Consider the following 22,726-nt stretch of genomic DNA (forward strand, 5'->3'; position numbering starts at 1 on the left):
CGGCCCCGTGCCGCAACGCTGCCGCCCGATCGTCGTCACGCGAGGACAAGACCTCGATCGCCCGGCACACCCCGTCCGCGCGAAGGACAACCGCGACGGGCAGGTCTCCTGGCTCCCGGGTCAGCGCCCCGCTCCGGCCTTCCCGGACCGAGGGTCGAGTGGCACGCGCGGGAGGAGGCTCGCCGGTCACAGTTGCGGGGGCAGCGCCGGATCGCTGTCGAGGCTACCGGCTTCCCTCTTACTTCCCCTCGCGGGGAACCTGTCGCGTCGGCGCCCCTAGGGCAGCGCGAGGCCGCGGGCAAGCGCCTCGCGCAGCGCGGCGAGCAGCGGGACGTCGACCGGCGGCATCGGCAGCGCGGCCAGCGTCGCGGGCACGTCCCAGCGCAGCGCCGCGGCGGCGAGCGGGCGCGGCTCGCCCGACCAGGCACGCGCGACATAGAGCAGCATCACCAGCGCGCGCTCGCCCGGCGCGGCGTCGGCGGCGAAGGAGAGCGGCGTGAGCGCCTCGGGTGCCACCGCGATGGCGAGCTCCTCGGCGAGTTCACGCACCAGCGCGTCGACGGGCGCCTCGCCGGGCTCGACCTTGCCGCCGGGGAACTCCCACAGCCCGCCGTGGCGCTTGTCCGATGGGCGCTGTTGCATGAGGCAGCGTCCCGCCGGATCGAGCAGCGCCGCGGCGACCACCAGCATCGTCATCGAACCGTTCCTTAACCGTCCCCGCGCTAGGATCGGGCCATGGCACGTCCTCGCACCAGACGCCCGCTCTTCTCGCGCCTCGGCCGTGACGGTCGCGGCGCCACCGCGGTGGAATATGCCCTGATCCTCGCCGCCATCGCGCTGACGATCGCCGCGGGGCTCGGTCGCGTGTCCACTGCCCTCGGCGATGTCTTCGCGACAGTGTCGACGAACCTTCTCGTCGGCCGGTGAGTGACGGCCTAAACTAACCTGCGTATATTTCTGAAATCGCTGGATTGAGCTTAAGTCTTTCTCAACCGAGCCGGCGCTACACCGGACGTCGCTGGAGCCCCCAAGGCTCATCGGCCGGGTAACTGAAGCCAATTTGTCTCGGAGATCGACATGCAGAAGATTCGCGCTTTCCTGAAGAACAACAAGGCCGCCACCGCGATCGAGTACGGCCTGATCGCCGCGCTGGTCGCCGTCGCCGCCATCGCCGCGATGAAGGGCCTGGGCAACCAGCTGACCAACACCTTCACCAAGGTGCAGACCACGATGAGCAGCAACGGCGCGTAATCCGCCGGCTCAGCTCACGTGACAAGGGCGGCGGAACCTCGGTTCCGCCGCCTTTTTCTTGCTCTCTGCGCGGGCGCCGTGATCCTGGCGCTGTGATAACCCTCGGGTCAGCAACGCGCACACCCTCACACTGCCGTCATCCTGAACTCGTCGCAGGATCCGACGTCCCGCGAGCGCCTCGCGCATGATGTAAGCGGCACCGTGGATCCTGAGACGAGTTCAGGATGACGAAGCTGGTCGCAGGCGGAGCCCCCTTCCCCGCGAGAGGGAGCCAAGCCTCAGCTCAGCCGACCCATGCGCAGGAACTTGTCGCGGCGATCCTGGCGCAGCGCGTCCGGCGACAGCGGCGTGAGCTCGCCCAGCGCGCGCTCGATCGAGTCGCCCAGCGCCCGGATCGCGCCCGCTGAGTCGCGATGCGCGCCGCCGAGCGGCTCGGGGACGATCGAGTCGATCACGCCCAACCCTTTGAGGTCCTGCGCGGTCACTTTCATCGCCTCCGCGGCGTCGGGAGCACGGTCGGCGGTGCGCCACAGGATCGAGGCGCAGCCCTCGGGCGAGATCACCGAATAGACCGCGTGCTCGAACATCAGCACGCGGTTGCCGCTGGCGAGCGCGATCGCCCCGCCCGAGCCGCCCTCGCCGACGATCGACGCGACCAGCGGCACGCCCAGCGCGAGGCACGCCTCGGTCGAGCGCGCGATCGCCTCGGCCTGGCCGCGCTCCTCCGCCTGAATGCCGGGGAAGGCGCCGGAGGTGTCGACCAGCGTCACCACGGGTAGCCCGAAGCGATCGGCCAGCTCCATCAGCCGGATCGCCTTGCGATATCCCTCGGGCTTGCCCATGCCGAAATTGTGCTTGAGCCGGCTGACGGTGTCGTCCCCCTTCTCGTGGCCGAGCACCATCACCCGCTGCCCGCGGAACGTCGCGAAGCCGCCGAGGATCGCCTGATCGTCTCCGAACGCGCGGTCGCCCGCCAGCGGCATGAACTCGTCGAACAGCCCGGCGACATAGTGGCGGAAGTGCGGGCGCTCGGGGTGGCGCGCCACCTGCGTCTTCTGCCACGGCGTCAGCTTGGCGAACGTGTCCTTGAGCTGCTTGTCGGACTTGGCCTGGAGCTTGGCGATCTCCGCGGAGATGTCGATCGCGCCCTCCGCGCCGGTGTCGCGCAGCTCGTCGATGCGCGCCTGCAGCTCGGCGATGGGCTTCTCGAAGTCGAGGAAACTAGGCATCGGCCGCAGCTAGTCGCGGTGACGCAACGCGTCAACGAGCGGGTGCCGCTCGTTGACCAGCTCGACCAGCCGGCGGCTGTCGACATGGGTGTAGATCTCGGTGGTCGCGATGTCGGCGTGACCCAGCATCGTCTGCAGCGCGCGCAGGTCGGCACCCCCCTCGAGCAGGTGAGTCGCGAAGGCGTGGCGCAGCACGTGCGGGCTGATGCGGTCGGGCGGGATCCCCGCCTCGGCGGCGAGCGCGCGCACCAGCTGGAACAGCCGGACGCGCGACAGGTGAGTCGCGCCCGAGGGAAAGAGGAAGGCGCGGTCGATCGCGACGTGCGCGCGCCACGCCGCCACCGCCGCGCGCGCGCGGTCGGACAGCGGCACCAGCCGTTCCTTGCCGCCTTTGCCGCGCAGGATCAGGAACGGCCGGTCGGGGTGGATCGCGTTGCGCGGCAGCGACACCAGCTCGCTCGCGCGCAGCCCCGAGCCGTAGAGCAGCTCGATCAGCGCGGCGAGCCGCAGGTCGGTGGGGATGACGGGATCGCGCGCGAGCCGCCAGGCGATCGCGGCGAACAGCCGGTCGACGTCGGCGTGGCTCAGCGTGCGCGGCAGCGCGCGCCGCGCGGCCGGGCGCGGGAGCGCGGGCGAGGGATCGTCGGGCCGCGCGCCCTCCTCCGCGAGGAAGCCGAAGAAGCGACGCAGCGCCGAGGCCTTGCGCGCGACACTGGCGCTCGCGAGCGCGGTCCAGCCATCGGCCAGTCGGCCGAGCGCGGCGGCGTCGGCGCGCGCGAGCCCGCCGTCGAGTGCCTCGGACGCCAGCGCGAGGTCGCGGCGATAGGCGGCGAGCGTGTTCGTCGCCGCGCCGGCCTGCGCCGCCAGCATCTCGAGGAAGCGCTCGATCGCCTGGCGGTCCTCGCCCGAGGCGCCCGCCGCGAGCTTGAGCCGCCGCGCGCCGGTCACGCCCATCAGAGCCGCGCGATCGCCTCGGCCGCGATCATCCGCGCCTCGCCGTCGAGCCCGACCGCGCGCAGCGCGGCGACGACGCGGTAGAGCGACGCCGCCGGCACCGTCTCCCAGCCGCGCGCCTGCAGACCGACCGCGGCGAGCAGCAGCACCGTCCCCTGCTGGCGCCCCGCCACGGCCTGGTCGAGCGCGCGCGTCCAGCTGTCCGCGCGCGCCACCGGTACGCCGAAGCGCTCGCCCTCCGCCGCGAGATCGGCGGCGGGCACGTCGCCCAGCCCGGCGAGCGCGGCGAAGAACAGCTGCTTCTTGCGCTCGGCGTTGGCGCCGGTCGGAGCATAGTCGCGCGCACTGACGCCGCGCGCGCCGCCGTCGGGGTCGGCGAGCAGCAGCATCGCCCAGGCATCGCCGCCCGCGCGGACGTGGCCGCGCCAGCGCTGCGCGGTGCGGTCCAGCCCGGCGCTCAGCATCGAGGCGACGAGCCGGTCGGCCTGCTCCACCTCGCCCGCGGGCAGCAGCCGCGCCGCCGCACGCGCGGTGAGGATCAGCCGCCCGTAGCGCGCCGCGGGCGTCTCCGCCGCGTCCCACAGCCGCTGCATCGCACCCAGCCGCGTATCCAGGCTGTCGCCGACATAGGCGTCGCGCAGGTCGTTGGCGGTGCGCGCCAGCGGCGCGGGCACGTCGTCGCCGTCGGCCAGCGCCGAGTAGAGGTCGACCAGCGCCGCGCTCGACAATGCCCCCATCGCCGCGGCGCGATCGGCGACCGCGGCGCGCTCGGCGAGCGGGATCGCCGGGGCGAGCGCGCGCCACGCGGTCACCTGCGGCCCGACCGTGTCGTACAGCTCGGCGGGCACCGCGACACCGGTGGCGGTGGCGAGGCCGAAGCGCCACGCGGTGAGCTGCGTCACCGGCGCCCACTCGATCGTGATCGCCTGGCGGCTGTCCAGCCCCGCGCCCATCACCTTCTGCGCGAGCTGGAGGTCGATGCCGCTCGCGACGCGGCGACGGCGGATGTCGGCGAGCAGCGGCTGCGTCCTGCCGGTGCCGGTGAGGCCGGCGCACATCGCGCGCGCCACGATCCAGCCGCGCTCGCTGTCGCCCGCCCCGGGTGCCAGCGCGCAGAGCGCGGCGGGGTCGGCGGTGGCGAGCGCGGCCTGCATCCACACCTGGTGCAGCTTGGGGGTGACTCGGTCCAGGTCGACCGATTGCGCCACCGCGCGCGCCGCGACCGACTCGCCCATGCGCAGCAGCAGCCACGCGCGCTCGGCGGCGAAATCGGCGCCGTTGACGTGCGCCGGCGTGACCAGCTCGGCGGCAAGCAGCCGGCGCAGCGCGATCTGGAGCCAGCGCGACGGCAGCGGCGCGGACAAGCGCCGCATCAGCCGCTCGAGATAGCGGCCATCGGCGCCGGCGACCGCATCGGCGGCGAAGCTGTCGCTCGGGCCGAGTTGCGCGAGCGAGCGCCGCGCGAAAGCGGGCATCTCGTAGCGCGGCGCCACCGGGGTCGGCGTCGCACCGGGCGTCGGCATCACCAGCGGCGGGAGCGGCGGCAGCGGCCCGGCCGGCGTGGTCGCGGCGACGGACGGCGCGGTCGCCGGCGCCGCCCCCGGGGCCGCGGGGGCGGCCGGCGAGGGCGCGGGGGACGGCGTCGGCGTCGGCGCGTTGTCGCCGAAGCCGGGCGGGAGCAGCGACTCGGGCCGCTGCTGCGCCGCGGCGGCGGCACCGATCGCGAGCGCCGCGGCGCCCGCGACGAGCGCGCGCCTAGTTCGCGAGGTTGCCAAGCTCGACCGCCTTCTCGACCCGCGTCGTCGGCTGCTCGGTCGCGCGCCCCGCGAGGAAGAACACGGCGCCGAGCACGATCACCAGCAACACCACCACCGAGACGATCAACCGAGACATGGATACCCCATCGCGCACGCGCCCAACCGCCCCGGGAGAAGCGCGCGGCGCGCACGCTGTTGCCGGGGCATGAAGGCGCTGTATAGCCCTGCCGACGATGTTGCAAAGCCCGCCTGCCCCGCGCGAACGAGGAGCCGCCTGGATCGGCCAGACGATCGTGCTGGTCGGGCTGATGGGTGCGGGCAAGTCCACCGTGGGACGCCGGCTGGCGACGCGGCTCGGCCTGCCCTTCGTCGACGCCGACATCGAGATCGAGGCGGCGGCGGGCATGTCGATCAGCGACATCTTCGCGCAGTTCGGCGAGGCCTATTTCCGCGACGGCGAGCGCCGCGTGATCCAGCGGCTGATCGACGGCCGCCCCAAGGTGATCGCGACCGGGGGCGGCGCCTTCGTCAACGACGAGACGCGCGCGCTGATCCTGGCGGAGGCGCTGGCGATCTGGCTCGACGCGCCGGTGGAGGTGCTGGCCGAGCGCGTGCGCCGCCGCGACACCCGCCCGCTGCTGCGCGGGCGCGACCCGGCGGCGGTGCTGCGCGACCTCGCCGCCGTCCGCAACCCTTTATACGCGCTGGCGCATCTCCGCGTCGCCAGCGCCAACGCCCCGCACGAGACGACCGTGCGCGCGATCCTGGAGGCCCTCGGCAGATGAGTATCGAGCAGACCGGCGAGCAGAGCGGCCGCGGCGCCACCGTCCCGGTGCGGCTGGGCGAGCGCAGCTACGACGTGGTGATCGAGGCCGGGCTGCTGGCCCGCGCCGGCGAGCTGCTCGCCCCGCTCGCGGGCAGACGGCCGCTGGTGATCGTCGCCGACGTCAACGTCGCCGACCATCTCGCCGCGCTGGGCAGCGCCCTCGACGCGGTCGGCGTCGGCCACCGCTCGATCGTGCTGCCCGCCGGCGAAGGGTCGAAGAGCTGGGCGACGCTGGAGAAGCTCACCGATCAGCTGCTCGCGCTCGGGGTGGAGCGCGGCGACCATGTCGTGGCGCTGGGCGGCGGCGTGATCGGCGACCTGGTCGGTTTCGCCAGCGCGATCCTCAAGCGCGGCTGCCGCTTCGTCCAGATCCCCACCACCTTGCTGGCGCAGGTCGACTCCTCGGTCGGCGGCAAGACCGGGATCAACGCGCGCGCGGGCAAGAACCTGATCGGCGCCTTCCACCAGCCGCGGTTGGTGCTGATCGACCCCGACGTGCTCGACACGCTACCCGCGCGACAGGTCCGCGCCGGCTATGCGGAGGTGGTCAAATACGGGCTGATCGACGACGCCGACTTCTTCGCCTGGTGCGAGCGCCACGGCGCCGCGCTGCTCGCCGGCGACCCGGTGGCGCGCACCCATGCGATCGCGCACGCGGTCGCCGCCAAGGCGCGCATCGTCGCCGAGGACGAGCACGAGACCAGCGGGCGCCGCGCCTTGCTCAACCTCGGCCACACCTTCGGCCACGCGCTCGAGGCGGAGGCCGGCTTCAGCGACCGGCTGCTCCACGGCGAGGCCGTGGCGGCAGGCTGCGCGCTCGCCTTCGCTTTCTCCGCCGCCACCGGCCGCTGTGCCCCCGCGGACGCCGAGCGCGTCGCGGCGCACTGGCGCGCCAGCGGGCTGCCCGACGGGATCGCCGCGGCAGGCATCGACGCGCCCGCCGCGCGGCTGGTCGAGCACATGCACCACGACAAGAAGATGGAGGCAGGTGCCCTGCCCTTCCTGCTCGCGCGCGGGATCGGGCAGACCTATCTGGACCGAGCGGTCGCACTCGGCGAGGTGGAGACCTTCCTCGCCGCCCAGCCCCGCGCCGCGGCGAGCGCCCCGGCGGACGCGACCGGCTGAGCGGAACGGGCGTCGCGGGCGGCGGTTGACGTGGCTGAGTTTCCGAAGGAGCGAGCCACATGCCCTACGTCAAGACGCGCGACGGCACCGACCTGTACGTGAAGGACTGGGGCGAGGGCCGGCCCGTCGTCCTGCTCCACGGCTGGCCGCTCTCGTCGGACAGCTGGGACCCGCAGATGAAGGCGCTGGCCGACAACGGCTTCCGCGCGATCGCCTATGACCGCCGCGGCTTCGGTCGCTCGGGCCAGCCCTGGTCTGGCTACGACTATGACACGCTCACCGATGACCTCAGCGACGTGCTGGAGGCGGCTGGCGCGACCCAGGACGTGACGCTGGTCGGCTTCTCGATGGGCGGCGGCGAGGTGGCGCGCTACCAGTCGCGCTACGACGGCAAGGGCGTGGTGTCGGCCGCGCTGATCAGCTCGGTCGTGCCCTACATGCTGAAGACCGACGACAATCCCGACGGGGTCCCGGAGGACACGCTGCAGGGCATCGCCGACGGTATCCTCAAGGACCGGCCGAACTTCTTCCGCTCGTTCCTGAAGGATTTCTTCGGGGTGGGCTATGTCACCAGCCCGGTCAGCGAGGCGATGCTCGACTGGGCGTGGCGCCTGACGATGCAGGCCGGGCTGCAGCCGACGCTGAAGTGCGCCGAGAGCTTCGGTCACACCGATTTCCGCCCAGACCTCCCCGCTTTCCGCGTGCCGACGCTGGTGCTGCACGGCACGAGCGACAAGACGGTGCCGATCGACGCCAGCGGGCGCCAGGCCGCCCGCGGCATCCAGGGCGCGCAGCTGGTGGAATATGACGGCGCCCCGCACGGCCTGTTCGCCACCGAGGGCGAGCGCCTGACGCGCGACCTGCTGACCTTCCTGGGGCGGTAAGAGGAGCGGCGAGCGGACCGTCGCTTTCGCTGCGGTGGCACCTACCCGCGGCTACTGTCGCCACCCCGGCGTTCACCGGGGTGGCGCAGCAGGTGGGGCCGATGTGAACTTAGAGGCCTCTTACCGTCCTACGCCCCTCACTTCAGCGGGACGATCACCTCGTCGGGGTGGGCGACGTTGAGTTCCTTGCGCACCAGCTCGTCGACCATGTCGGGATTGGCGTGGCGCGGGTCGAGCAGCGCGACCCGGTTGCGCAGCATCTCGCGGCGCGCGTCCAGCGCCGAGTAATGCCGCTCGCGCGCCGCCAGCTGGCGCTTATAGTCGCCCAGCGCGAGCGCGCCGTTGGGCCCCAGCACCGCATAGGCGCCGAAGAACAGCATCACCGCCACCGCCAGCGCGGGCAGCGCGGCGGAGCGGAGCGTGGATCGCAGGCGATCGGGTTTGCGGGCGGCCATGGCGACGCGATTCTCGCGCGCCGCCATGTCCTTGGCAAGCCCCCTCAACGCGCGCGCAGCACGTCGCGCCCGGCGTAGCGCGCCACGTCGCCCAGCTCCTCCTCGATGCGGATCAGCTGGTTGTACTTGGCGAGCCGGTCCGAGCGCGCGAGGCTGCCCGTCTTGATCTGGCCGCAATTGGTCGCGACCGCGAGGTCGGCGATGGTCGAATCCTCCGTCTCGCCCGAGCGGTGCGACATCACCGCGGTATAGCCGGCGCGCTCGGCGACGCGGATCGCCTCCAGCGTCTCGCTCAGCGTGCCGATCTGGTTGACCTTCACCAGCAGCGAGTTGGCGAGCCCCTGGCGGATGCCGTCGCGCAGCCGCTTCGGGTTGGTGACGAACAAATCGTCGCCGACCAGCTGCACCTTGCTGCCGATCGCGTCGGTCAGCGCCTTCCAGCCCGCGAAATCGTCCTCGGCCATGCCGTCCTCGATCGAGAAGATCGGGTAGCGCGCGGCGAGGTCGGCGAGATAGTCCGCCATCGCCCCCGGCTCGAGCGTGAGGTTCTCGCCCGAGATGACGTACTTGCCGTCCTTGAAGAACTCGGTCGCGGCGCAGTCGAGCGCCAGCATCACGTCGTCCCCGGGGGTGTAGCCGGCGCGCTCGATCGAGCTCATGATGAAGTCGAGCGCGTCGGTGGTGCTGGCGAGGTTCGGCGCGAAGCCGCCCTCGTCGCCCACCGCGGTCGCCAGCCCCTTCTCGCTCAGCCCCTTCTTCAGCGTGTGGAAGATCTCGGAGCCGCAGCGCACCGCCTCGGCGAGCGAGTCCGCGCCCACCGGCACGATCATGAACTCCTGGAAGTCGATCGGGTTGTCGGCGTGCTCGCCGCCGTTGATGATGTTCATCATCGGCACCGGCAGCACGTGCGCCGCGACGCCGCCGACGTAGCGGTACAGCGGCAGCCCGCGCGCGTCCGCCGCCGCCTTGGCGACCGCGAGGCTGACGCCGAGGATCGCGTTAGCGCCGAGCCGGCCCTTGTTCTCGCTGCCGTCCAGCTCGATCATCGCGTGATCCACCTCGAGCTGGTCCTCGGCATCGAGACCGACGATCGCCTCGGCGATCTCGCCGTTGACCGCCTCGACCGCGCGCTCCACGCCCTTGCCCGACCAGCGCGCCTTGTCGCCGTCGCGCTTCTCTACCGCCTCGTGCGCGCCGGTCGACGCGCCCGACGGGACCGCGGCGCGGCCGAAGCTGCCGTCGTCGAGCAGGACGTCCACCTCGACGGTCGGGTTGCCGCGGCTGTCGATGATCTGGCGGCCGTGCAGGTCGATGATTGCGGTCACGTAACGATCCTCTTAGCTTGCGCCACAGCGGCGGCGTCGCCGCGTGTAGCGATCGCCGCGGCATGCTGCAACGCGAGGGAACCCCCGGCCCCCGGCGCCGGTTGTTCGACTTCGACCAGGGAAGGATAGATCATGGCCGACCAGCAGGACCGCGACACCGCGCCGATCAGCGACGGCGACATCACGCCGCCGCCCGCGGACGCGAGCTTCACCCCCGCCGCGCCGCTCAAGGACGCCGGCGTCGACTTCTCGCCCGCGAGCGACGCGGGCGGCGAGACCGGCGGCACCGTCGCCGGCGCCAAGCAGGCGCTGCGCGACAATGTCGCCAAGGGCCGCGAGCAGGCCGCCGACAAGGCGCGCCTCTTCGCCGAGGACGGCAAGGCCAAGGCGAGCGACGCGCTAGGCCAGCTATCGCAGATGCTGCGCGACGCCGCGCAGCAGGTCGACGAGAAGCTCGGTGAGCAATACGGCCAATATGCGCGCGGCGCCGCCGACCGCGTGCAGGGCTTCACCAGCGCGATCGACGACAAGAGCGTCGACGACCTGCTCGCCGACGCGCGCGAGCTGGTGCGCAAGAGCCCGGCGGCGGCGGTGGGTGTCGCGGCCGGCATCGGCTTCGTCGTCGCGCGGCTGCTGAGCGCGGGTCTCGACCAGCGCGACGCCTGACGCGATGGATCTTCGTGAACCGGTGATCGGGGAGCCCACCATCCCCCATCTCGTCGCGCGGCTCACGCACGACGCGCGCGACGTCGCACGCGCCGAGATCGCGCTCGCGAAGGCCAAGGCGGGTGCCGCAGCCGCGCGCTACAAGAAGGCCGCGGTCTTGTTCGCCGCGGCCGGCGTGCTCGCACTCGCCGCGTTGATCACGCTGCTCGTCGGTCTGGTGCTCACGCTGATGACGCTGATCGGCCCAGGCTTGGCCACACTGGCGGTCGTGGGCGTGGTGCTGCTCGCCGCGCTGGTGCTCGCGCTGGCCGGACGCTCGCGACTGGCCGCGGGGCCGAGCGCGTGAGCGGCGCCGACGTCACCGCCGCCGCGGCCCGCGCGGCCGAGGCCCGCGCGCGGCTCAACGGCACCGTGGGTGCGTTGCAGGCGGAGCTGGAACCGCGGCGGCTCGCCAGTGTCGCCAAGGCCGAGGTGCTGGACGGCGGCAACCGTGCCGCGCGCGCCGGGCTCGAGGCGGCGCGGCGCAACCCCGCCGCTGTCGCGGGTGCCGGGGCGGTGCTGCTCGCGTTCCTCAACCGGAAGCGGATCGCGCGCCTGCTCGCCAAGAAGAAACCGTGAGATCAACTTCGTCCGCTAGGCTCAGAGGATAGAGACCATGACCGACCACCAGCATCATGATCATGCCGACGGCCACGGCCGCCTGCGCGATGGCGTGGACCAGGCGCGCGACAAGGCGTCGCATGCCTATGAGAGTGCGCGCGAGCGCGCCAGCGAGGCAGCACATGCCACCGCCGAGACGCTCGAGGCTAACCCGCTGGGGCTGGTCGTCGGGGGGCTCGCGCTGGGCGCGCTCGTCGCCGCGGTGATCCCGCGCGGGCAGCGCGAGCGGGAATTGCTCGCCCCCGTGGGCAAGAAGGTCAGCGCGGCAGCGACGGCGGCCTTCGCCGCGGCGAAGGAGGCCGGGCGAGGTGAGATCGAGCAGCTCGGCCTCACCCCCGATGCCGCGCGCGGCCAGGCCAAGTCGCTGTTCCAGGGCGTCGTCAAGGCGGCGACGAGCGCCGGTGCGGCGGCTGCGAAGGCGGGCAAGGACCAGGTGAAGACCACCAGCTGACCCCTTCTATCGTGCGGCGGGTGGCGCTAAGGCCTGTTCCACCACAGGTGATCGGCACCGCGGCACCGATATCGCACGGGAATCAGGAGAGCAGTCGCGCGTCGGGCGTCGGCTGCTCTCGCCCGTTCGGGTCAGGCGGCGGCGACCGGTCACCGCTCACCCTCTCAGGAGCCGCCCCATGAGCAAGCTGCACCTCGTCTTCGGTGGACGCGTGACCGATCCGCGCACCCTCGACTTCGCCGACCTCTCGTCGATCGACATCGTCGGCGTGTTCCCGGACTATGCCAGCGCCGAGAAGGCGTGGCGCGCCGCGGCGCAACGCACCGTCGACGACGCCGAGATGCGATATGTCGTGGTGCACCTGCACCGCCTGCTGGAGCCCGACCTCACGGCGTGAGGTCGAGCGGGGGAGCCTGCTGCTCGCCCCACATGGCGCGTGATCCCTTCCCGCGCCACCCCGGCGATGGCCGGCGACGTGGGAGAGGGAGACGGCTCCCGCGGGGGGAAGATCACCGACGATGCTTGGTACGGGCGGTCGGACTCGAACCGACAAGGATTGCTCCGGCGGATTTTGAGTCCGCTGCGTCTACCATTCCGCCACGCCCGCGTGACGCGCGCGCCTTGGCACGGGACGTGCCCCGGCGTCTAGGGTCTGATACGACCTGAGATGGAGCCGCGCGCCGACCGACCGCCGAGCTTCGGGCCGCGAAGACGCTGGCGGCTCCACCCACCGCTTCCGCGGAAGCACGCTAGGCGATGATCCTTGTCGCTGGATCGCCAGCCTGCTCCTGCGCAAGCAGGGGTCAAAGGCCACGCTCTATTTACCCGCGGCCCTGGGCTCCGGCGTTCGCCGGAGCACGGATCAACGGAGATGGATCACTAGATCGCGCGCACGCGGCTCGCAAAATGGCTCAGTGATGGAGGATCGCGGCCGGGTCGATCAGCTCGTCGAAGGCGACGCCGGCGCGGCGGTCGATCTGCCACGCGATCCGCCCGGGGATCCAACCCAGCCCGGCGAGCTCGATCTCGACCGCGCTATCGGGCGCGAGCGGGTGCGGCAGCTCGGCCATCAGCCCGCCGGTCGAGACGTTGCGCACGCTGACGTCGAAGCCGTCGGCCTGACCCGCCAGTCGCAGGCGGGCGAACATCGCGACCTCGTCACGGCCCCGCAGGTCCCGACGCTTGTCGGGCTGTCCACCCGGCGCCCGGATCTCGTCGTCTCGCCCACTCATGCCGCCCACCGTCGCCAATCGCCCGAAATGCTCCATCCCGTCCACCGCCTGCTGATCCGCGCCGAGCCTAGCCGGCGAATAGTTAAGCAGACGTTAGCGCCGGGCCGATCCGCGCGGCTCAGTCGTCGCGCGAGACCTTCTCGTTGCGCTCGTGACGCTCCTGCGCCTCGACCGTCATCGTCGCGATCGGGCGTGCCTCGAGCCGGCCCAGGCTGATCGGCTCGCCGCTCACCTCGCAATAGCCGTACTCGCCCTCGTCGATGCGACGCAGCGCGGCCTCGATCTTCGAGATCAGCTTGCGCTGGCGATCGCGCGTGCGCAGCTCGAGCGACCAATCGGTCTCGCTCGCCGCGCGGTCGGTGAGATCGGCCTCGCGCAGTGAATCCACCTGGAGCTGCGACAGCGTGCCCTGCGACTCCCGCAGGATCGCGTCCTTCCAATCGAGCAGCTTGCGGCGGAAATACGCCTGCTGCCGCGGGTTCATGAACGATTCGTCGGGGCTCGGGCGATAGCCGTCGTTCACCCCCCCGACATCAGCCTCGTCATTGGCCGCCGCCAGTTTGCCGGGCCCGTCACCGAAACGATTAATCGCCGTCGCCATCGACTTACTCCCGCTGCGCCCAGGATGTCGTTAGCACCGCTGTGCGCCCCCTCCGGGGCGCCTATAGTCGCGCGGGCGGGCCACCACAAGCGAACACGCGCGACTAGCCGCGCCGCCCTGTCCAACTCATGAACAGGGTGACGCGGCCCGGTGTCCGACGACGGGACGGGCGGCGCGACGCGCGCGCGATCAGGCCGAGAGCAACGCCTGCTCGATGTCCGGGATGGTATGCCCGGTCAGGTCCTTGCTCAGCTCACCGGTCAACCGCTGGCTGACCTCCTTGTGATAATGTTTGCGCAGCTCTCCGAGCGTCTTGGGCGGCGCGACGACGATCAGCGACTCGAAGTCGTTGGCGAGCGCGCGCCGCTTGAGCAGGTCGGCCGCCTCGGCGGCGAAACGATCCTCCTCGAGCTGGTGGAAGTCGGTCTCCTCCATGCTGCCGCGCGAGGGCGCGAACTGCGCGCCCCCGCCCTGCGCGTGGCCCGAGCCGCCCTGCGCCACGCGCGGCGCGCCGGCACCGCTCTGCGTCGAGGAGGCGCCGCCCGCGGCGTCGCTCTTCTGGTCGCGGTCGGCGGGGTTCACGCGCTCCTCGGCGTGCTCGACGGTGAGGTTGGGGTGAACGTCGTCGCCCTCGTTGCGCAGGAAGAGCAGCTTGCGCCCGTCCGCCACCAGCACCACCGAGTCATGGGGTACCTGCATCGCTCTATCTCCTCTGTCCGTGCGGGTGTGGGGTCTGAACGCGGCGGGCGCGCGCCGGGTTGCCTCGTCGCGGCGCCCCCGCCATAGCGCGGCGCATGCACGACATCCGGCTGATCCGCGACGACCCCGACGCCTTCGACGCCGCGCTGGCGCGGCGCGGTGCTGCTCCCTCGGCCGCGGCGATCGTCGCGCTCGACCGGCGTCGGCGCGAGCTGATCACCGAGGCGCAGGGGGCACAGGCGCGGCGCAACGAGGCGTCCAAGGCGATCGGCGCGGCCAAGGCGAGCCGCGACGAGGCGACGGCGCAGGCGCTGATGGCGGAAGTCGCCGCACTCAAGCAGCGGCTCCCCGAGCTGGAGACGGAGGAGGCGCGGCTCGGCGGCGAGCTCGACACGCTGCTCGCCGCGCTGCCCAACCTTCCCTACCCCGACGTGCCCGACGGCGCCGACGAGGACGACAACCAGCTGGTCCACGCGCGCGGTACGCCCCCCGCGTTCGGGTTCACGCCGCGCGAGCATGACTCGATCGGCCCGGCACTGGGGCTCGACTTCGAGACCGGCGCGGCGATCGCCGGCTCTCGCTTCACCCTGGTGCGCGGCCCCGCGGCGCGGCTTCAGCGCGCGCTCGGCCAGTTCATGCTCGATCGGCTGACGCGCGAGCACGGCTATGAGGAGGTCGCGCCGCCGCTGCTGGTGCGCGACGAGGCGGTGTACGGCACCGGCCAGCTCCCCAAGTTCGCCGAGGACCTGTTCCGCACCACGGACGGCCGCTGGCTGATCCCCACCGCCGAGGTGTCGCTCACCAACATCGTGCGCGAGCAGATCCTGGGCGAGGACGTGCTGCCGCTGCGCTTCGCCGCGCTGACGCCATGCTTCCGCTCCGAGGCGGGTGCGGCGGGGCGCGACACGCGCGGCTATATCCGCCAGCACCAGTTCGACAAGGTCGAGATGGTGTCGATCGTCGCGCCCGAGGCGAGCGAGGCCGAGCACGAGCGGATGACGTCCTGCGCCGAGGGCGTGCTCGACGCGCTCGGCCTGGCCTATCGCCGGATGAGATTGTGCGCGGGCGACATGGGCTTCACCGCGGCGCGGACCTACGACCTGGAGGTATGGCTGCCGGGGCAGGCACGCTATCGCGAGATCTCGAGCTGCTCGACCTGCACCGACTTCCAGGCGCGGCGGATGAACGCGCGCTACCGGCCCGCCAAGGATCACCAGGGGGGCGAGAAAGCGACGCGTTTCGTCCACACGCTCAACGGCTCGGGGCTGGCGGTGGGGCGCACGCTGGTGGCGGTGCTGGAGAATTACCAGCAGGAGAACGGCGCGGTGGCGGTGCCCGAGGCGCTGCGGCCGTATCTCGGCGGGCTGACGGTGCTGGAGCCGCGCGCGTGAGCCGTGCTCGTTCGATCTTCCCCGGCCTGGGGGGCGGGACCGCTCGCGAAGCCAGTGGTGGAAGGGGGCCCCCACGAGCGCGGCGCCTGCGGCAGCCCCCCTCCACCACCCGGCTGCGCCGGGCGGTCCCCCTCCCCATTCTGGGGAGGATCTGAGGTCATGCGCATCCTCCTCAGCAACGACGACGGCTATCACGCGCCCGGCCTGGCCGTGCTGGAGCGGATCGCCGCGCGGCTCTCCGACGACGTCTGGGTCTGCGCCCCCGCCGACGAGCAGTCGGGCACCGGCCGCTCGCTCTCGCTCACCCGGCCGCTGCGCGTGCGCCGCTTCGACGACCGCCGCTACGCCGTCGGCGGCACGCCCACCGACGCGGTGATGTTCGCGCTCGCCGAGGTGATGCGCGAGACGCCGCCCGACCTGATCCTCTCCGGCGTCAACCGCGGCGGCAACCTCGCCGAGGACGTGATGTACTCGGGCACCGTCTCCGCCGCGATGGAGGGCGCGCTCGCGGGCATCCGCTCGATCGCGCTGAGCCAGAAATATGGCGCGCGCGCGCCGGGAGAGGCGGTCTCCTTCGCGCCCGCGGAGCAATGGGGCGAACGCGTGCTGCGCCCGCTGCTCGACTCCGACTGGGCGCCGCGCTCGATGGTCAACGTCAACTTTCCCGCGCCCGACACGGGCGACGTGCGCGGCATCCGCGTGGTGCCGCAGGGGCTGCGCGACTATGGCCGCGCGCGCTTTGAGACCCGTACCGACCCGCGCGGCCACGATTACCACTGGCTCGCGCTCGGCAAGGTCGCGGCCGCGGCGCCGGGCGAGAGCGATCTCAGCGCGGTCGCCGACGGCTGGATCACGGTGACCCCGCTCCAGCTCGACCTCACCCGCCACGCCTCGCTCGAGCCGCTGGCGCGCGCTTATGGCTGAGCCGGGTGCGTGAGGCGGGCCTGATACGCGCCGCGGGGCTGGCGCTGCTCCTCGCGGGCTGCATCCCCGCCGCCGACCGCCCCGTGCCCGTCACCCGGCCCGAGCCCCCCGCCCCCGCCCCTGCCCCCGCCCCCGCCGCGGTCGACCAGCGGCAGCCCGACCCGGCACCAACGGCGGACGATCGGCAGGCACCCGTCTCCGCGCGCCGCGACGTCGCCCAGCTCCCCGCGCCGCGCCCCGCCTGGGAGGCGCGTCAGGTCGCGCCCGACGCGCGCGCGGTCGCGGCGCAGCGCTACACCGTCCGCCGCGGCGACACGCTCGGTGCCATCGCGGCGCGTACCGGTGCGGGCGTCGACGCGATCGCGCGCGCCAACGGGCTCGCCCCGCCCTATCCGGTGCGCGTCGGCCGGACCCTCGACGTGCCCGGCGGCCGCTATCATCTCGTCCGGGCCGGCCAGACCGGCATCGCGATCGCGCGCGCCTATGGCGTGCCGTGGACCGAGGTGATCGCCGCCAACGCGCTCAGCGAGCCCTATCTGCTGCGCGCCGGCCAGCGCGTGCTGATCCCGCGCGCCGCTGGCGGGGCGGTCAGCGCCGCCGAGCGCGCTGCCGCCTTCACGCTCGACGTCGACACCATTCTCACCGGCGGCGAGCCGGCGGTGGTCGCGGGCCAGGCTCCCGCGACGCCGGTGGCGAGTTCGCGTCGCGTGCTCGCGCCGAGCGCCGCGACGGTGGCGCCGGCGGCGCTGCCGGGCCGCTTCGTCTGGCCGGTCGACGGCACGATCGTGCGCCGCTTCGGCCCGGGCGCGACCGGCGAGCGCAACGACGGGATCAAGATCGCGATCCCGCTCGACACGCCCGTCCGCGCGATCGCCGACGGCACGGTCGCCTATGTCGGCTCGGAGGTACCGGCGCTGGGCGGGCTGGTGATCGTGCGCCACGGCGGCGGCTGGACGTCGGTCTACGGCCACGCCGGCACGCTGCTGGTCCAGCGTGGCCAGGCGGTGCGCCGGGGTCAGGTGATCGCGCGCAGCGGCGAGAGCGGCTATGCCGATCGCCCCGAGCTGCACTTCGAGCTGCGCCGCGGCCGCACCCCGGTGGACCCCATGACGCAATTGCCGCACCGCTGAGGCGCGTGTAACGCCCGCGGCACCATGACCGACTATCAGTCCGACCTGCTCCGCCTGCTCTCCGCGCGCGGCTATCTCCACCAGCTCACCGACGCCGCCGCGCTCGACGCGCTGGCGCGGCGCGCGGTGGTGCCGGGCTATATCGGCTTCGACCCGACCGCCCCCTCGCTCCACGTCGGCAGCCTGGTGCAGATCATGCTGCTCCGCCGGCTCCAGCAGACCGGCCACAGGCCGATCGTGCTGATGGGCGGCGGCACGGGCAAGATCGGCGACCCCAGCTTCAAGGACGAGACGCGCAAGCTCGCCGGCGAGGACGTGATTGCCACCAACATCGCCGGCATCCAGCGCATCTTCGAGCGCTTCCTGACCTTCGGCGACGGGCCGAGCGACGCGGTGATGGTCAACAACGCCGAGTGGCTCGACCGGCTCGAGTACATCCCCTTCCTGCGCGAGGTGGGGCAGCATTTCAGCGTCAACCGCATGCTCAGCTTCGACTCGGTCAAGCTGCGGCTCGATCGCGAGCAGTCACTCAGCTTCCTCGAATTCAACTACATGATCCTGCAGGGCTATGATTTCCGCGAGCTGGCGCGGCGGCAGGGCGTGCGGCTGCAGATGGGCGGCAGCGACCAATGGGGCAATATCGTCAACGGCGTCGAGCTGGCGCGGCGGATGGACAGCACCGAGGTCTATGGCGTCACCACGCCGCTGCTCACCACCGCCGACGGGCAGAAGATGGGCAAGACCGTCGCGGGCGCGGTGTGGCTCCACGAGGACCAGCTGCCGCACTTCGACTATTGGCAGTTCTGGCGCAACACCGACGATCGCGACGTCGGCCGTTTCCTGCGGCTGTTCACCGACCTGCCGCTCGACGAGATCGCCCGGCTGGAGGCGTTCGAGGGCGCCGAGATCAACGAGGCCAAGAAGGTGCTCGCCAACGAGGCCACGGCGATGTGCCGCGGCCGCGCCGCCGCGGAGGAGGCCGCCGAGACCGCGCGCCGCACCTTCGAGGAGGGCGCGAGTGGCGCGGCGCTGCCCGCGATCGTGGCGAGCGGCGCGCTGCCGCTGGTCGACGCGCTGGTGGCGCTCGGCTTCGCCGCCTCCAAGGGCGAGGCGCGGCGCCTGATCAAGGGCGGCGGCGCGCGCGTCGACGGCGAGAAAGTGAGCGACGAGGCCGCGGTGATCGCGGTCGACGGCGCGCCGGTGCGCGTCTCGGCGGGGAAGAAGCATCACGGCGTGGTGAACCCCGGTTAACCCTCTCGCTTCGGCGCGCGCTCATCCCGCGTTAACGGCGCGCCGCTATGCCACCACGCTGGTAGAGCGGGAGAAGCCGGATGGTCGCGCGTTCAGCGATGATGGCCTATGAGGATCGCGTCGAGCCGCGCGACGAGACGCTGTGTCGCACCTGGCTATTCGACGCCGCGGGCGCGCGCCACGCGGCCACGGTCGTCAATCTCTCGCTCAACGGCTTCATGGCGCGCGTCGACGCGCCGCTCGCCAGCGGCGATCGCGTGCTGCTCACCCTGCCCGTGGTCGGCGACCGCACCGCCGAGATCCGCTGGTCCCTAGGGGGTCGCGTCGGCGCCAAGTTCGCGCAGGAGCTGCCCGCGTCGCTCTATCCCTGCGCGCTCGCCGCGATGCGCTGAGGTGGGCGCTGAGGTCGGGCGCCGGCCTGGCTCAGCCGCGCCGCATCAGCAGCGCCCCCGCGAGCACCAGCGCGACCCCGCCGAGCCTCGCGGGTGACAGCGGCTGCTGCGGCAGCCCGAGCCAGCCGAAACGGTCGATCACCAGCGCGGTGACGAGCTGGCTCGCGACCGCGATCGTCAGCGTCACCGCCAGCCCGAGCCGCGGCGTCGCGAAGGCGAGCGCGGCGACGAAGGCGGCGCCGTAGAGCCCGCCGAACCACGCCCACCACGGCGCGCCGCGGAGCGACGCCAGCGGCGTGCGATCCGCCGTCGCCCAGACCGTCAGCAGCACCGCTACACCGCAGGCGAAAGACACCAGCGCGGCGAGCCAGACCGACCCGCCGGCCTTGGCCAGCGCAGCGTTGGTCGGCGGCTGCACCGCGACACCGACGCCGGCGAGGATGACGAGCAGGAGCGGGAGGAAGCTAGGCATGAGCGGCGCGGCCTTGTCATTGATCCGAGGTGTAACAGGCCCACGAAACCCGAGTTGCTACCCGGCGCTCATACTAGCCCGCGATCGCCGTGCCGATGGCGTCCTTCAGCGCGTCGCGACCCAACGCGGCGAGCCTGCGATCTCATACAAAATCATGGGTGCGCAGGATCTTAGTCCGATCCCTTCTCTTCCTTCTCAGTGCGAAACTCTGAATTTCCCTGTTTTTACTGAGTTTAATCGTCGGCACTTCCCGGCCCAGCTATCACCGCTCCTACTGGCATCACCTCTATATTGGATCGAAGACTACTGAGTTGAAGCGAGGGAGAACGAGATGTGCGACACCATTTACCGGCCGAGACGTTTGCACACGCTCACGAGCCGAGGCAGCGCGATCGCGCTGATGGTGGCGCTTACCGGCACGTCACAGGCACAGGCCGCCTCTCCCAATTCTCCGACCAAGGTGCCGGAGGTACGCTCACTGAACAACATCGGCGACGTCACCTTCTCGAATGACGAGGATATCAACGCTGAGAACGACGCAGCCCTTATGCTCGGCACCACGGGCGGGCAGATCACGGCACGCAACGCTGGCACCATCACGGGCGCCGTGGGCTTCCAGTCTTACACCGGCGAAGGTGATGCCGCGACCCACGCGGTGGGCGTATCGTTCAATAATGTCGGATCGATCTCCAGCAAGTCGGACGATGTCGTCGACCTCTCCGTCGGCGATCGCACGGGCGCGCCGGCTATCGTGACCGTGACGAACAGCGGTACGATCACCGCGTCGGCTGCCAACTCGACCGCCTTGTGCATCGAATTTCCCTTCGAGGGATCCGACACCGTTCCGAAAGACAGTCGCGTCATCACCATAAAGAACAACGGCATGATCAGCAGCAACTTAGGCGCCGAAAACATTCGTAAGGATGACTCCGGCTATAAGCTATCATCGGCTATCTCGGTGTTCTCAGGCAAAGACTACACGGCAGACATCGACAACGGACCTGCCGGCGTTATCGAGGCGACCGGCGCTCGTTCGACCGCGATCGTGTCGAGTGCCGCGTTGAGTCTTGTCAATGCGGGAACGATCCGTGGCGGTGCGGGTGCCCGTATAGCCTTAAGTGAGGAAGAACGTCCTTCGAAAAGCTTCGATTACATCGACATTCCCGGTGCCATCCTCGGCCGAGACGGCGACGACAAGATCGTCAACACCGGCAGCATCATCGGCGCTATCGACCTGGCCGATGGCAACAATCGCATCGACAATGCCGGCCTGATCGACGGCGATGTTCGGTTCGGCAACGGTGACGATACCTTCGCCGCGACCGGCCCCGGTCGTGTCACCGGACTGATCGATGGCGGCGCCGGCGCCAATCACTTCCTCGTGAACGGCGGCACCGCGAACGCGCCCGCCGCCTTCACCGCCATCCAGAACTTCCAGTCGCTCGCGGTGAATCAGGGCGTGGCGACGATCGCTCGGAGCGCGACCGTGGGACGGATCGATCTCACCGGCGGCCGGCTCGTCGGCCTGTCGGGTTCGACGATCACCGCCAGCGAGATCATCGTCGGCAAGGACGCGACGTTCGGCTCGGCCGGCGTGGTCAACGCCAATGTCACCGTCGCCGGCACGCTCAGCCCCGGCGCGTCGCCCGGCACGATGGTCGTGAACGGCGACGTCGCGCTCGGCAAAGGTTCGGTATCCCTGTTCGAGCTCGGACCAGTCTCGGACAAGCTTCTGATCAACGGCAAATTGTCGATCGTGCCCGGGGCCACGCTGAAGCTCGTCGCGGTCGGGCCGGTGCGCCCCGGCCGTACCCTGGAACTGATCGACGCGTCGAAGGGCACCACCGGCAACTTCACCACGATCGACAAGGCCGCGAACGTCCCCGGCGCGCTCGTCCTCGGGCCGCGGGGGGTCGAGCTTCTCACCCTGTTCCAGGCACCCAAGGGGACGAGCCGCGCGGTCGCCGGCACGGTCGGCTATCTCAACGACCTCCTCACCGGTGGCGCGAGCGACGACCTACTCGGCGCGATCCCGAAGCTGCTGACATCGTCGGGTGAGCCGAATGCGGCCGCACTCGCGCGGCTCACGCCCGAGCCCTACGCGCAGGCGGCGCAGATCGGCACCGACGACGCGTTGCTGCTGACCCAGGCGACGCGGGGCGCCGCACTGGCCCCATACGGCGACGATGCGGGCCTGTTCACCTTCGGGCAGGCGCTCGGGCAGTGGCACACACTGCGCGGCTATGCGCCGACGGGCAGCGCCGACGCGGTGGGCCAGACATATGGCACGATCGGCGGTCTCGGCTTCGCCGATCACGGCTGGGTGGTGGGCGCCTTCGGTGGCAACCTGACCAACCGCCAGCACGTCATCGGTCGCGGCGCCCAGACGCGCGCGGAGAGCCTGATCACCGGCATCCACAGCCGCTATGCCAGCACGAAGGGGTTCGGCTTCTCCACTGCGCTGGTATTCGACGGCGGTCGCGCGCGGACGCACCGCTGGCTGCCCGACGACCGGCAGGTCTGGAGCCATTACAAGCTCAACAGCGTGACCAGCGACCTGTCCGCCTTCTACGCCGCCGACGTGAGGCACGACTGGACGCTGACGCCCCGCGTCGGTCTCACCTACGTGCGCACCACGCGCGGCGCGATGATCGAGGACGGTTACAGCATCTTCGCGCTCGACGTCGCGCGCGAGCGCCACGTCGCCGGCTTCGTGGACGGCGGCCTCGGCTTCTCGCGGAGCGAGCGCTCGAGCGAGGCGTGGCGCCCCTATGTGACGCTGGGCGCGCGCTACCAGTTGCAGGGGCAGCGCGTCCGCGCGGTCGGCGCGCTCGACGGGGGCGACCTCGACCTGATCGGCGTCGGGGCAAGCCGCGCGCGGCTGGTCGGCACTGTCACTGCCGGGGTCGGGTATCGCCCGAGCGACACGATCGAGATCTTCGCGGGCGCCTCGGCCCAGACAGGACGCGACGACCACCAGGAGACGATCACCGCGGGCGTCCGCGCACGCTTCTGACACGACGGGGCGGGCACGCGTCGGCGCGCGTGCCC

27 protein-coding genes, 1 tRNA gene and 1 riboswitch are annotated in these 22,726 nt (G+C 71.7%); of the genes, 16 read left to right on the forward strand and 12 right to left on the reverse strand.

Features of this window, described 5'->3' with window-relative positions; all coding sequences use genetic code 11:
* Positions 1 to 81: 81 nt before the first annotated feature.
* Positions 82 to 278: riboswitch (cobalamin riboswitch) on the reverse strand.
* Positions 277 to 690: a (deoxy)nucleoside triphosphate pyrophosphohydrolase gene (locus tag KZ813_RS07200; RefSeq protein ID WP_219754582.1), complete on the reverse strand. Its 414-nt coding sequence runs from the start codon at positions 688 to 690 to the stop codon at positions 277 to 279. It overlaps the preceding riboswitch by 2 nt.
* 45 nt (positions 691 to 735) lie before the next feature.
* Here KZ813_RS07200 and KZ813_RS07205 point away from each other — a divergent pair, with 45 nt between their 5' ends.
* Both KZ813_RS07205 and KZ813_RS07210 read left to right on the forward strand, forming a co-directional pair.
* Positions 736 to 927, forward strand: coding sequence for a Flp family type IVb pilin (locus KZ813_RS07205; RefSeq protein WP_219754304.1), 192 nt, complete (start codon positions 736 to 738; stop codon positions 925 to 927).
* Positions 928 to 1,077: 150 nt separating this feature from the next.
* The gene (locus KZ813_RS07210) at positions 1,078 to 1,251 is read left to right on the forward strand and encodes a Flp family type IVb pilin (RefSeq protein WP_183944304.1); all 174 of its coding nucleotides are present in this window, start codon (positions 1,078 to 1,080) and stop codon (positions 1,249 to 1,251) included.
* Positions 1,252 to 1,529: 278 nt separating this feature from the next.
* On the opposite strand, the gene KZ813_RS07215 is transcribed toward KZ813_RS07210, so the two are convergent.
* From KZ813_RS07215 to KZ813_RS07230, 4 genes are read right to left on the reverse strand one after another with little or no spacing between them, the layout of a single operon-like run.
* A complete protein-coding gene (locus KZ813_RS07215) occupies positions 1,530 to 2,480 on the reverse strand; it encodes an acetyl-CoA carboxylase carboxyltransferase subunit alpha (protein ID WP_219754305.1) in 951 nt (316 codons plus the stop codon).
* Between the two features lie 9 nt (positions 2,481 to 2,489).
* Positions 2,490 to 3,434 carry a tyrosine recombinase gene (locus KZ813_RS07220; RefSeq protein WP_219754306.1) on the reverse strand — a complete coding sequence of 315 codons (945 nt, stop codon included), beginning with the start codon at positions 3,432 to 3,434 and terminating at the stop codon, positions 2,490 to 2,492.
* Positions 3,434 to 5,209 carry a hypothetical protein gene (locus KZ813_RS07225; protein WP_219754307.1) on the reverse strand — a complete coding sequence of 592 codons (1,776 nt, stop codon included), beginning with the start codon at positions 5,207 to 5,209 and terminating at the stop codon, positions 3,434 to 3,436. Before KZ813_RS07225 ends, KZ813_RS07220 begins: the two co-directional genes overlap by 1 nt.
* Complete coding sequence (locus tag KZ813_RS07230) at positions 5,190 to 5,327, reverse strand: hypothetical protein (protein WP_219754308.1); 138 nt, start codon at positions 5,325 to 5,327, stop codon at positions 5,190 to 5,192. The genes KZ813_RS07225 and KZ813_RS07230 overlap by 20 nt, the downstream gene beginning before the upstream one ends.
* Before the next feature lie 97 nt (positions 5,328 to 5,424).
* Here KZ813_RS07230 and KZ813_RS07235 point away from each other — a divergent pair, with 97 nt between their 5' ends.
* The 3 genes from KZ813_RS07235 to KZ813_RS07245 are packed head-to-tail and all read left to right on the forward strand — an operon-like array spanning position 5,425 to position 8,026.
* Complete coding sequence (locus tag KZ813_RS07235; protein WP_219754309.1) at positions 5,425 to 5,976, forward strand: shikimate kinase; 552 nt, start codon at positions 5,425 to 5,427, stop codon at positions 5,974 to 5,976.
* Entirely contained in the window at positions 5,973 to 7,142 is a 1,170-nt protein-coding gene (gene aroB, locus KZ813_RS07240; RefSeq protein ID WP_219754310.1) for a 3-dehydroquinate synthase, read from the forward strand. The genes KZ813_RS07235 and aroB overlap by 4 nt, the downstream gene beginning before the upstream one ends.
* A gap of 59 nt (positions 7,143 to 7,201) precedes the next feature.
* Positions 7,202 to 8,026: an alpha/beta fold hydrolase gene (locus tag KZ813_RS07245; RefSeq protein ID WP_219754311.1), complete on the forward strand. Its 825-nt coding sequence runs from the start codon at positions 7,202 to 7,204 to the stop codon at positions 8,024 to 8,026.
* 137 nt (positions 8,027 to 8,163) lie between these two features.
* Here KZ813_RS07245 and KZ813_RS07250 read toward each other — a convergent pair whose 3' ends face one another.
* Both KZ813_RS07250 and eno read right to left on the reverse strand, forming a co-directional pair.
* Positions 8,164 to 8,481, reverse strand: a complete 318-nt coding sequence (locus tag KZ813_RS07250; RefSeq protein ID WP_258046531.1) for an FtsB family cell division protein — start codon at positions 8,479 to 8,481, stop codon at positions 8,164 to 8,166.
* Positions 8,482 to 8,525: 44 nt separating this feature from the next.
* Positions 8,526 to 9,806: a phosphopyruvate hydratase gene (gene eno / locus KZ813_RS07255; protein WP_219754312.1), complete on the reverse strand. Its 1,281-nt coding sequence runs from the start codon at positions 9,804 to 9,806 to the stop codon at positions 8,526 to 8,528.
* Between the two features lie 132 nt (positions 9,807 to 9,938).
* On the opposite strand from eno, the gene KZ813_RS07260 reads away from it, so the two are divergent.
* The 5 genes from KZ813_RS07260 (at position 9,939) to KZ813_RS07280 (ending at position 11,980) form a co-directional block, all read left to right on the forward strand.
* Positions 9,939 to 10,472, forward strand: a complete 534-nt coding sequence (locus tag KZ813_RS07260; protein ID WP_219754313.1) for a hypothetical protein — start codon at positions 9,939 to 9,941, stop codon at positions 10,470 to 10,472.
* Between the two features lie 4 nt (positions 10,473 to 10,476).
* Positions 10,477 to 10,818, forward strand: coding sequence for a phage holin family protein (locus KZ813_RS07265; RefSeq protein ID WP_219754314.1), 342 nt, complete (start codon positions 10,477 to 10,479; stop codon positions 10,816 to 10,818).
* Complete coding sequence (locus KZ813_RS07270; RefSeq protein ID WP_219754315.1) at positions 10,815 to 11,090, forward strand: hypothetical protein; 276 nt, start codon at positions 10,815 to 10,817, stop codon at positions 11,088 to 11,090. Before KZ813_RS07265 ends, KZ813_RS07270 begins: the two co-directional genes overlap by 4 nt.
* Before the next feature lie 37 nt (positions 11,091 to 11,127).
* Positions 11,128 to 11,583, forward strand: a complete 456-nt coding sequence (locus tag KZ813_RS07275; RefSeq protein ID WP_219754316.1) for a hypothetical protein — start codon at positions 11,128 to 11,130, stop codon at positions 11,581 to 11,583.
* A gap of 178 nt (positions 11,584 to 11,761) precedes the next feature.
* A complete protein-coding gene (locus KZ813_RS07280) occupies positions 11,762 to 11,980 on the forward strand; it encodes a DUF4170 domain-containing protein (protein WP_219754317.1) in 219 nt (72 codons plus the stop codon).
* A gap of 126 nt (positions 11,981 to 12,106) precedes the next feature.
* Here KZ813_RS07280 and KZ813_RS07285 read toward each other — a convergent pair.
* The 4 genes from KZ813_RS07285 to KZ813_RS07300 all read right to left on the reverse strand — a co-directional run bounded on the left by KZ813_RS07285 (position 12,107) and on the right by KZ813_RS07300 (position 14,115).
* A tRNA-Leu gene (locus KZ813_RS07285) sits at positions 12,107 to 12,190 on the reverse strand.
* A 304-nt stretch (positions 12,191 to 12,494) separates the two neighbouring features.
* Positions 12,495 to 12,851: a PilZ domain-containing protein gene (locus KZ813_RS07290; protein WP_308461834.1), complete on the reverse strand. Its 357-nt coding sequence runs from the start codon at positions 12,849 to 12,851 to the stop codon at positions 12,495 to 12,497.
* 82 nt (positions 12,852 to 12,933) lie between these two features.
* Positions 12,934 to 13,416, reverse strand: a complete 483-nt coding sequence (gene dksA / locus KZ813_RS07295; RefSeq protein WP_219754319.1) for an RNA polymerase-binding protein DksA — start codon at positions 13,414 to 13,416, stop codon at positions 12,934 to 12,936.
* Positions 13,417 to 13,605: 189 nt separating this feature from the next.
* Entirely contained in the window at positions 13,606 to 14,115 is a 510-nt protein-coding gene (locus KZ813_RS07300) for a host attachment family protein (protein WP_219754320.1), read from the reverse strand.
* Between the two features lie 95 nt (positions 14,116 to 14,210).
* Here KZ813_RS07300 and serS point away from each other — a divergent pair, with 95 nt between their 5' ends.
* From serS to KZ813_RS07325, 5 genes are all read left to right on the forward strand, one after another.
* Positions 14,211 to 15,506, forward strand: a complete 1,296-nt coding sequence (gene serS / locus KZ813_RS07305; RefSeq protein ID WP_219754321.1) for a serine--tRNA ligase — start codon at positions 14,211 to 14,213, stop codon at positions 15,504 to 15,506.
* 159 nt (positions 15,507 to 15,665) lie between these two features.
* Entirely contained in the window at positions 15,666 to 16,430 is a 765-nt protein-coding gene (surE, locus tag KZ813_RS07310; RefSeq protein ID WP_219754322.1) for a 5'/3'-nucleotidase SurE, read from the forward strand.
* The gene (locus KZ813_RS07315) at positions 16,427 to 17,560 is read left to right on the forward strand and encodes a peptidoglycan DD-metalloendopeptidase family protein (protein ID WP_373369266.1); all 1,134 of its coding nucleotides are present in this window, start codon (positions 16,427 to 16,429) and stop codon (positions 17,558 to 17,560) included. Before surE ends, KZ813_RS07315 begins: the two co-directional genes overlap by 4 nt.
* Before the next feature lie 24 nt (positions 17,561 to 17,584).
* Positions 17,585 to 18,811 (forward strand): tyrosine--tRNA ligase, encoded by a 1,227-nt coding sequence (gene tyrS / locus KZ813_RS07320; RefSeq protein WP_219754324.1) that lies wholly within the window; start codon positions 17,585 to 17,587, stop codon positions 18,809 to 18,811.
* Between the two features lie 80 nt (positions 18,812 to 18,891).
* Entirely contained in the window at positions 18,892 to 19,203 is a 312-nt protein-coding gene (locus KZ813_RS07325; RefSeq protein WP_219754325.1) for a PilZ domain-containing protein, read from the forward strand.
* 31 nt (positions 19,204 to 19,234) lie between these two features.
* Here the strand turns inward: KZ813_RS07325 and KZ813_RS07330 are convergent, their stop codons facing one another.
* A complete protein-coding gene (locus KZ813_RS07330) occupies positions 19,235 to 19,675 on the reverse strand; it encodes a DMT family transporter (RefSeq protein WP_219754326.1) in 441 nt (146 codons plus the stop codon).
* Positions 19,676 to 20,006: 331 nt separating this feature from the next.
* Here KZ813_RS07330 and KZ813_RS07335 point away from each other — a divergent pair, with 331 nt between their 5' ends.
* A complete protein-coding gene (locus KZ813_RS07335) occupies positions 20,007 to 22,691 on the forward strand; it encodes an autotransporter outer membrane beta-barrel domain-containing protein (protein ID WP_219754327.1) in 2,685 nt (894 codons plus the stop codon).
* The last annotated feature ends 35 nt before the right edge of the window (positions 22,692 to 22,726 follow it).

The sequence above is a fragment of the Sphingomonas folli genome (genome assembly GCF_019429525.1).
In the GTDB taxonomy this organism is placed as follows: Bacteria; Pseudomonadota; Alphaproteobacteria; order Sphingomonadales; family Sphingomonadaceae; genus Sphingomonas; species Sphingomonas folii.

Excerpts from the sequence above, each read along its gene's own strand:
- KZ813_RS07290 (WP_308461834.1), bottom strand. The coding sequence starts at position 12,851 with ATGGAGCATTTCGGGCGATTGGCGACGGTGGGCGGCATGAGTGGGCGA.
- KZ813_RS07235 (WP_219754309.1), top strand. The coding sequence starts at position 5,425 with ATGTTGCAAAGCCCGCCTGCCCCGCGCGAACGAGGAGCCGCCTGGATC.
- KZ813_RS07265 (WP_219754314.1), top strand. The coding sequence starts at position 10,477 with ATGGATCTTCGTGAACCGGTGATCGGGGAGCCCACCATCCCCCATCTC.
- KZ813_RS07200 (WP_219754582.1), bottom strand. The coding sequence starts at position 690 with ATGCTGGTGGTCGCCGCGGCGCTGCTCGATCCGGCGGGACGCTGCCTC.
- KZ813_RS07330 (WP_219754326.1), bottom strand. The coding sequence starts at position 19,675 with ATGCCTAGCTTCCTCCCGCTCCTGCTCGTCATCCTCGCCGGCGTCGGT.
- KZ813_RS07275 (WP_219754316.1), top strand. The coding sequence starts at position 11,128 with ATGACCGACCACCAGCATCATGATCATGCCGACGGCCACGGCCGCCTG.
- tyrS (WP_219754324.1), top strand. The coding sequence starts at position 17,585 with ATGACCGACTATCAGTCCGACCTGCTCCGCCTGCTCTCCGCGCGCGGC.
- KZ813_RS07250 (WP_258046531.1), bottom strand. The coding sequence starts at position 8,481 with ATGGCCGCCCGCAAACCCGATCGCCTGCGATCCACGCTCCGCTCCGCC.
- KZ813_RS07260 (WP_219754313.1), top strand. The coding sequence starts at position 9,939 with ATGGCCGACCAGCAGGACCGCGACACCGCGCCGATCAGCGACGGCGAC.
- serS (WP_219754321.1), top strand. The coding sequence starts at position 14,211 with ATGCACGACATCCGGCTGATCCGCGACGACCCCGACGCCTTCGACGCC.
- KZ813_RS07245 (WP_219754311.1), top strand. The coding sequence starts at position 7,202 with ATGCCCTACGTCAAGACGCGCGACGGCACCGACCTGTACGTGAAGGAC.
- KZ813_RS07220 (WP_219754306.1), bottom strand. The coding sequence starts at position 3,434 with ATGGGCGTGACCGGCGCGCGGCGGCTCAAGCTCGCGGCGGGCGCCTCG.
- KZ813_RS07335 (WP_219754327.1), top strand. The coding sequence starts at position 20,007 with ATGTGCGACACCATTTACCGGCCGAGACGTTTGCACACGCTCACGAGC.
- dksA (WP_219754319.1), bottom strand. The coding sequence starts at position 13,416 with ATGGCGACGGCGATTAATCGTTTCGGTGACGGGCCCGGCAAACTGGCG.
- KZ813_RS07280 (WP_219754317.1), top strand. The coding sequence starts at position 11,762 with ATGAGCAAGCTGCACCTCGTCTTCGGTGGACGCGTGACCGATCCGCGC.
- KZ813_RS07230 (WP_219754308.1), bottom strand. The coding sequence starts at position 5,327 with ATGTCTCGGTTGATCGTCTCGGTGGTGGTGTTGCTGGTGATCGTGCTC.
- KZ813_RS07215 (WP_219754305.1), bottom strand. The coding sequence starts at position 2,480 with ATGCCTAGTTTCCTCGACTTCGAGAAGCCCATCGCCGAGCTGCAGGCG.
- KZ813_RS07205 (WP_219754304.1), top strand. The coding sequence starts at position 736 with ATGGCACGTCCTCGCACCAGACGCCCGCTCTTCTCGCGCCTCGGCCGT.
- KZ813_RS07325 (WP_219754325.1), top strand. The coding sequence starts at position 18,892 with ATGGTCGCGCGTTCAGCGATGATGGCCTATGAGGATCGCGTCGAGCCG.
- KZ813_RS07210 (WP_183944304.1), top strand. The coding sequence starts at position 1,078 with ATGCAGAAGATTCGCGCTTTCCTGAAGAACAACAAGGCCGCCACCGCG.
- KZ813_RS07300 (WP_219754320.1), bottom strand. The coding sequence starts at position 14,115 with ATGCAGGTACCCCATGACTCGGTGGTGCTGGTGGCGGACGGGCGCAAG.
- surE (WP_219754322.1), top strand. The coding sequence starts at position 15,666 with ATGCGCATCCTCCTCAGCAACGACGACGGCTATCACGCGCCCGGCCTG.
- aroB (WP_219754310.1), top strand. The coding sequence starts at position 5,973 with ATGAGTATCGAGCAGACCGGCGAGCAGAGCGGCCGCGGCGCCACCGTC.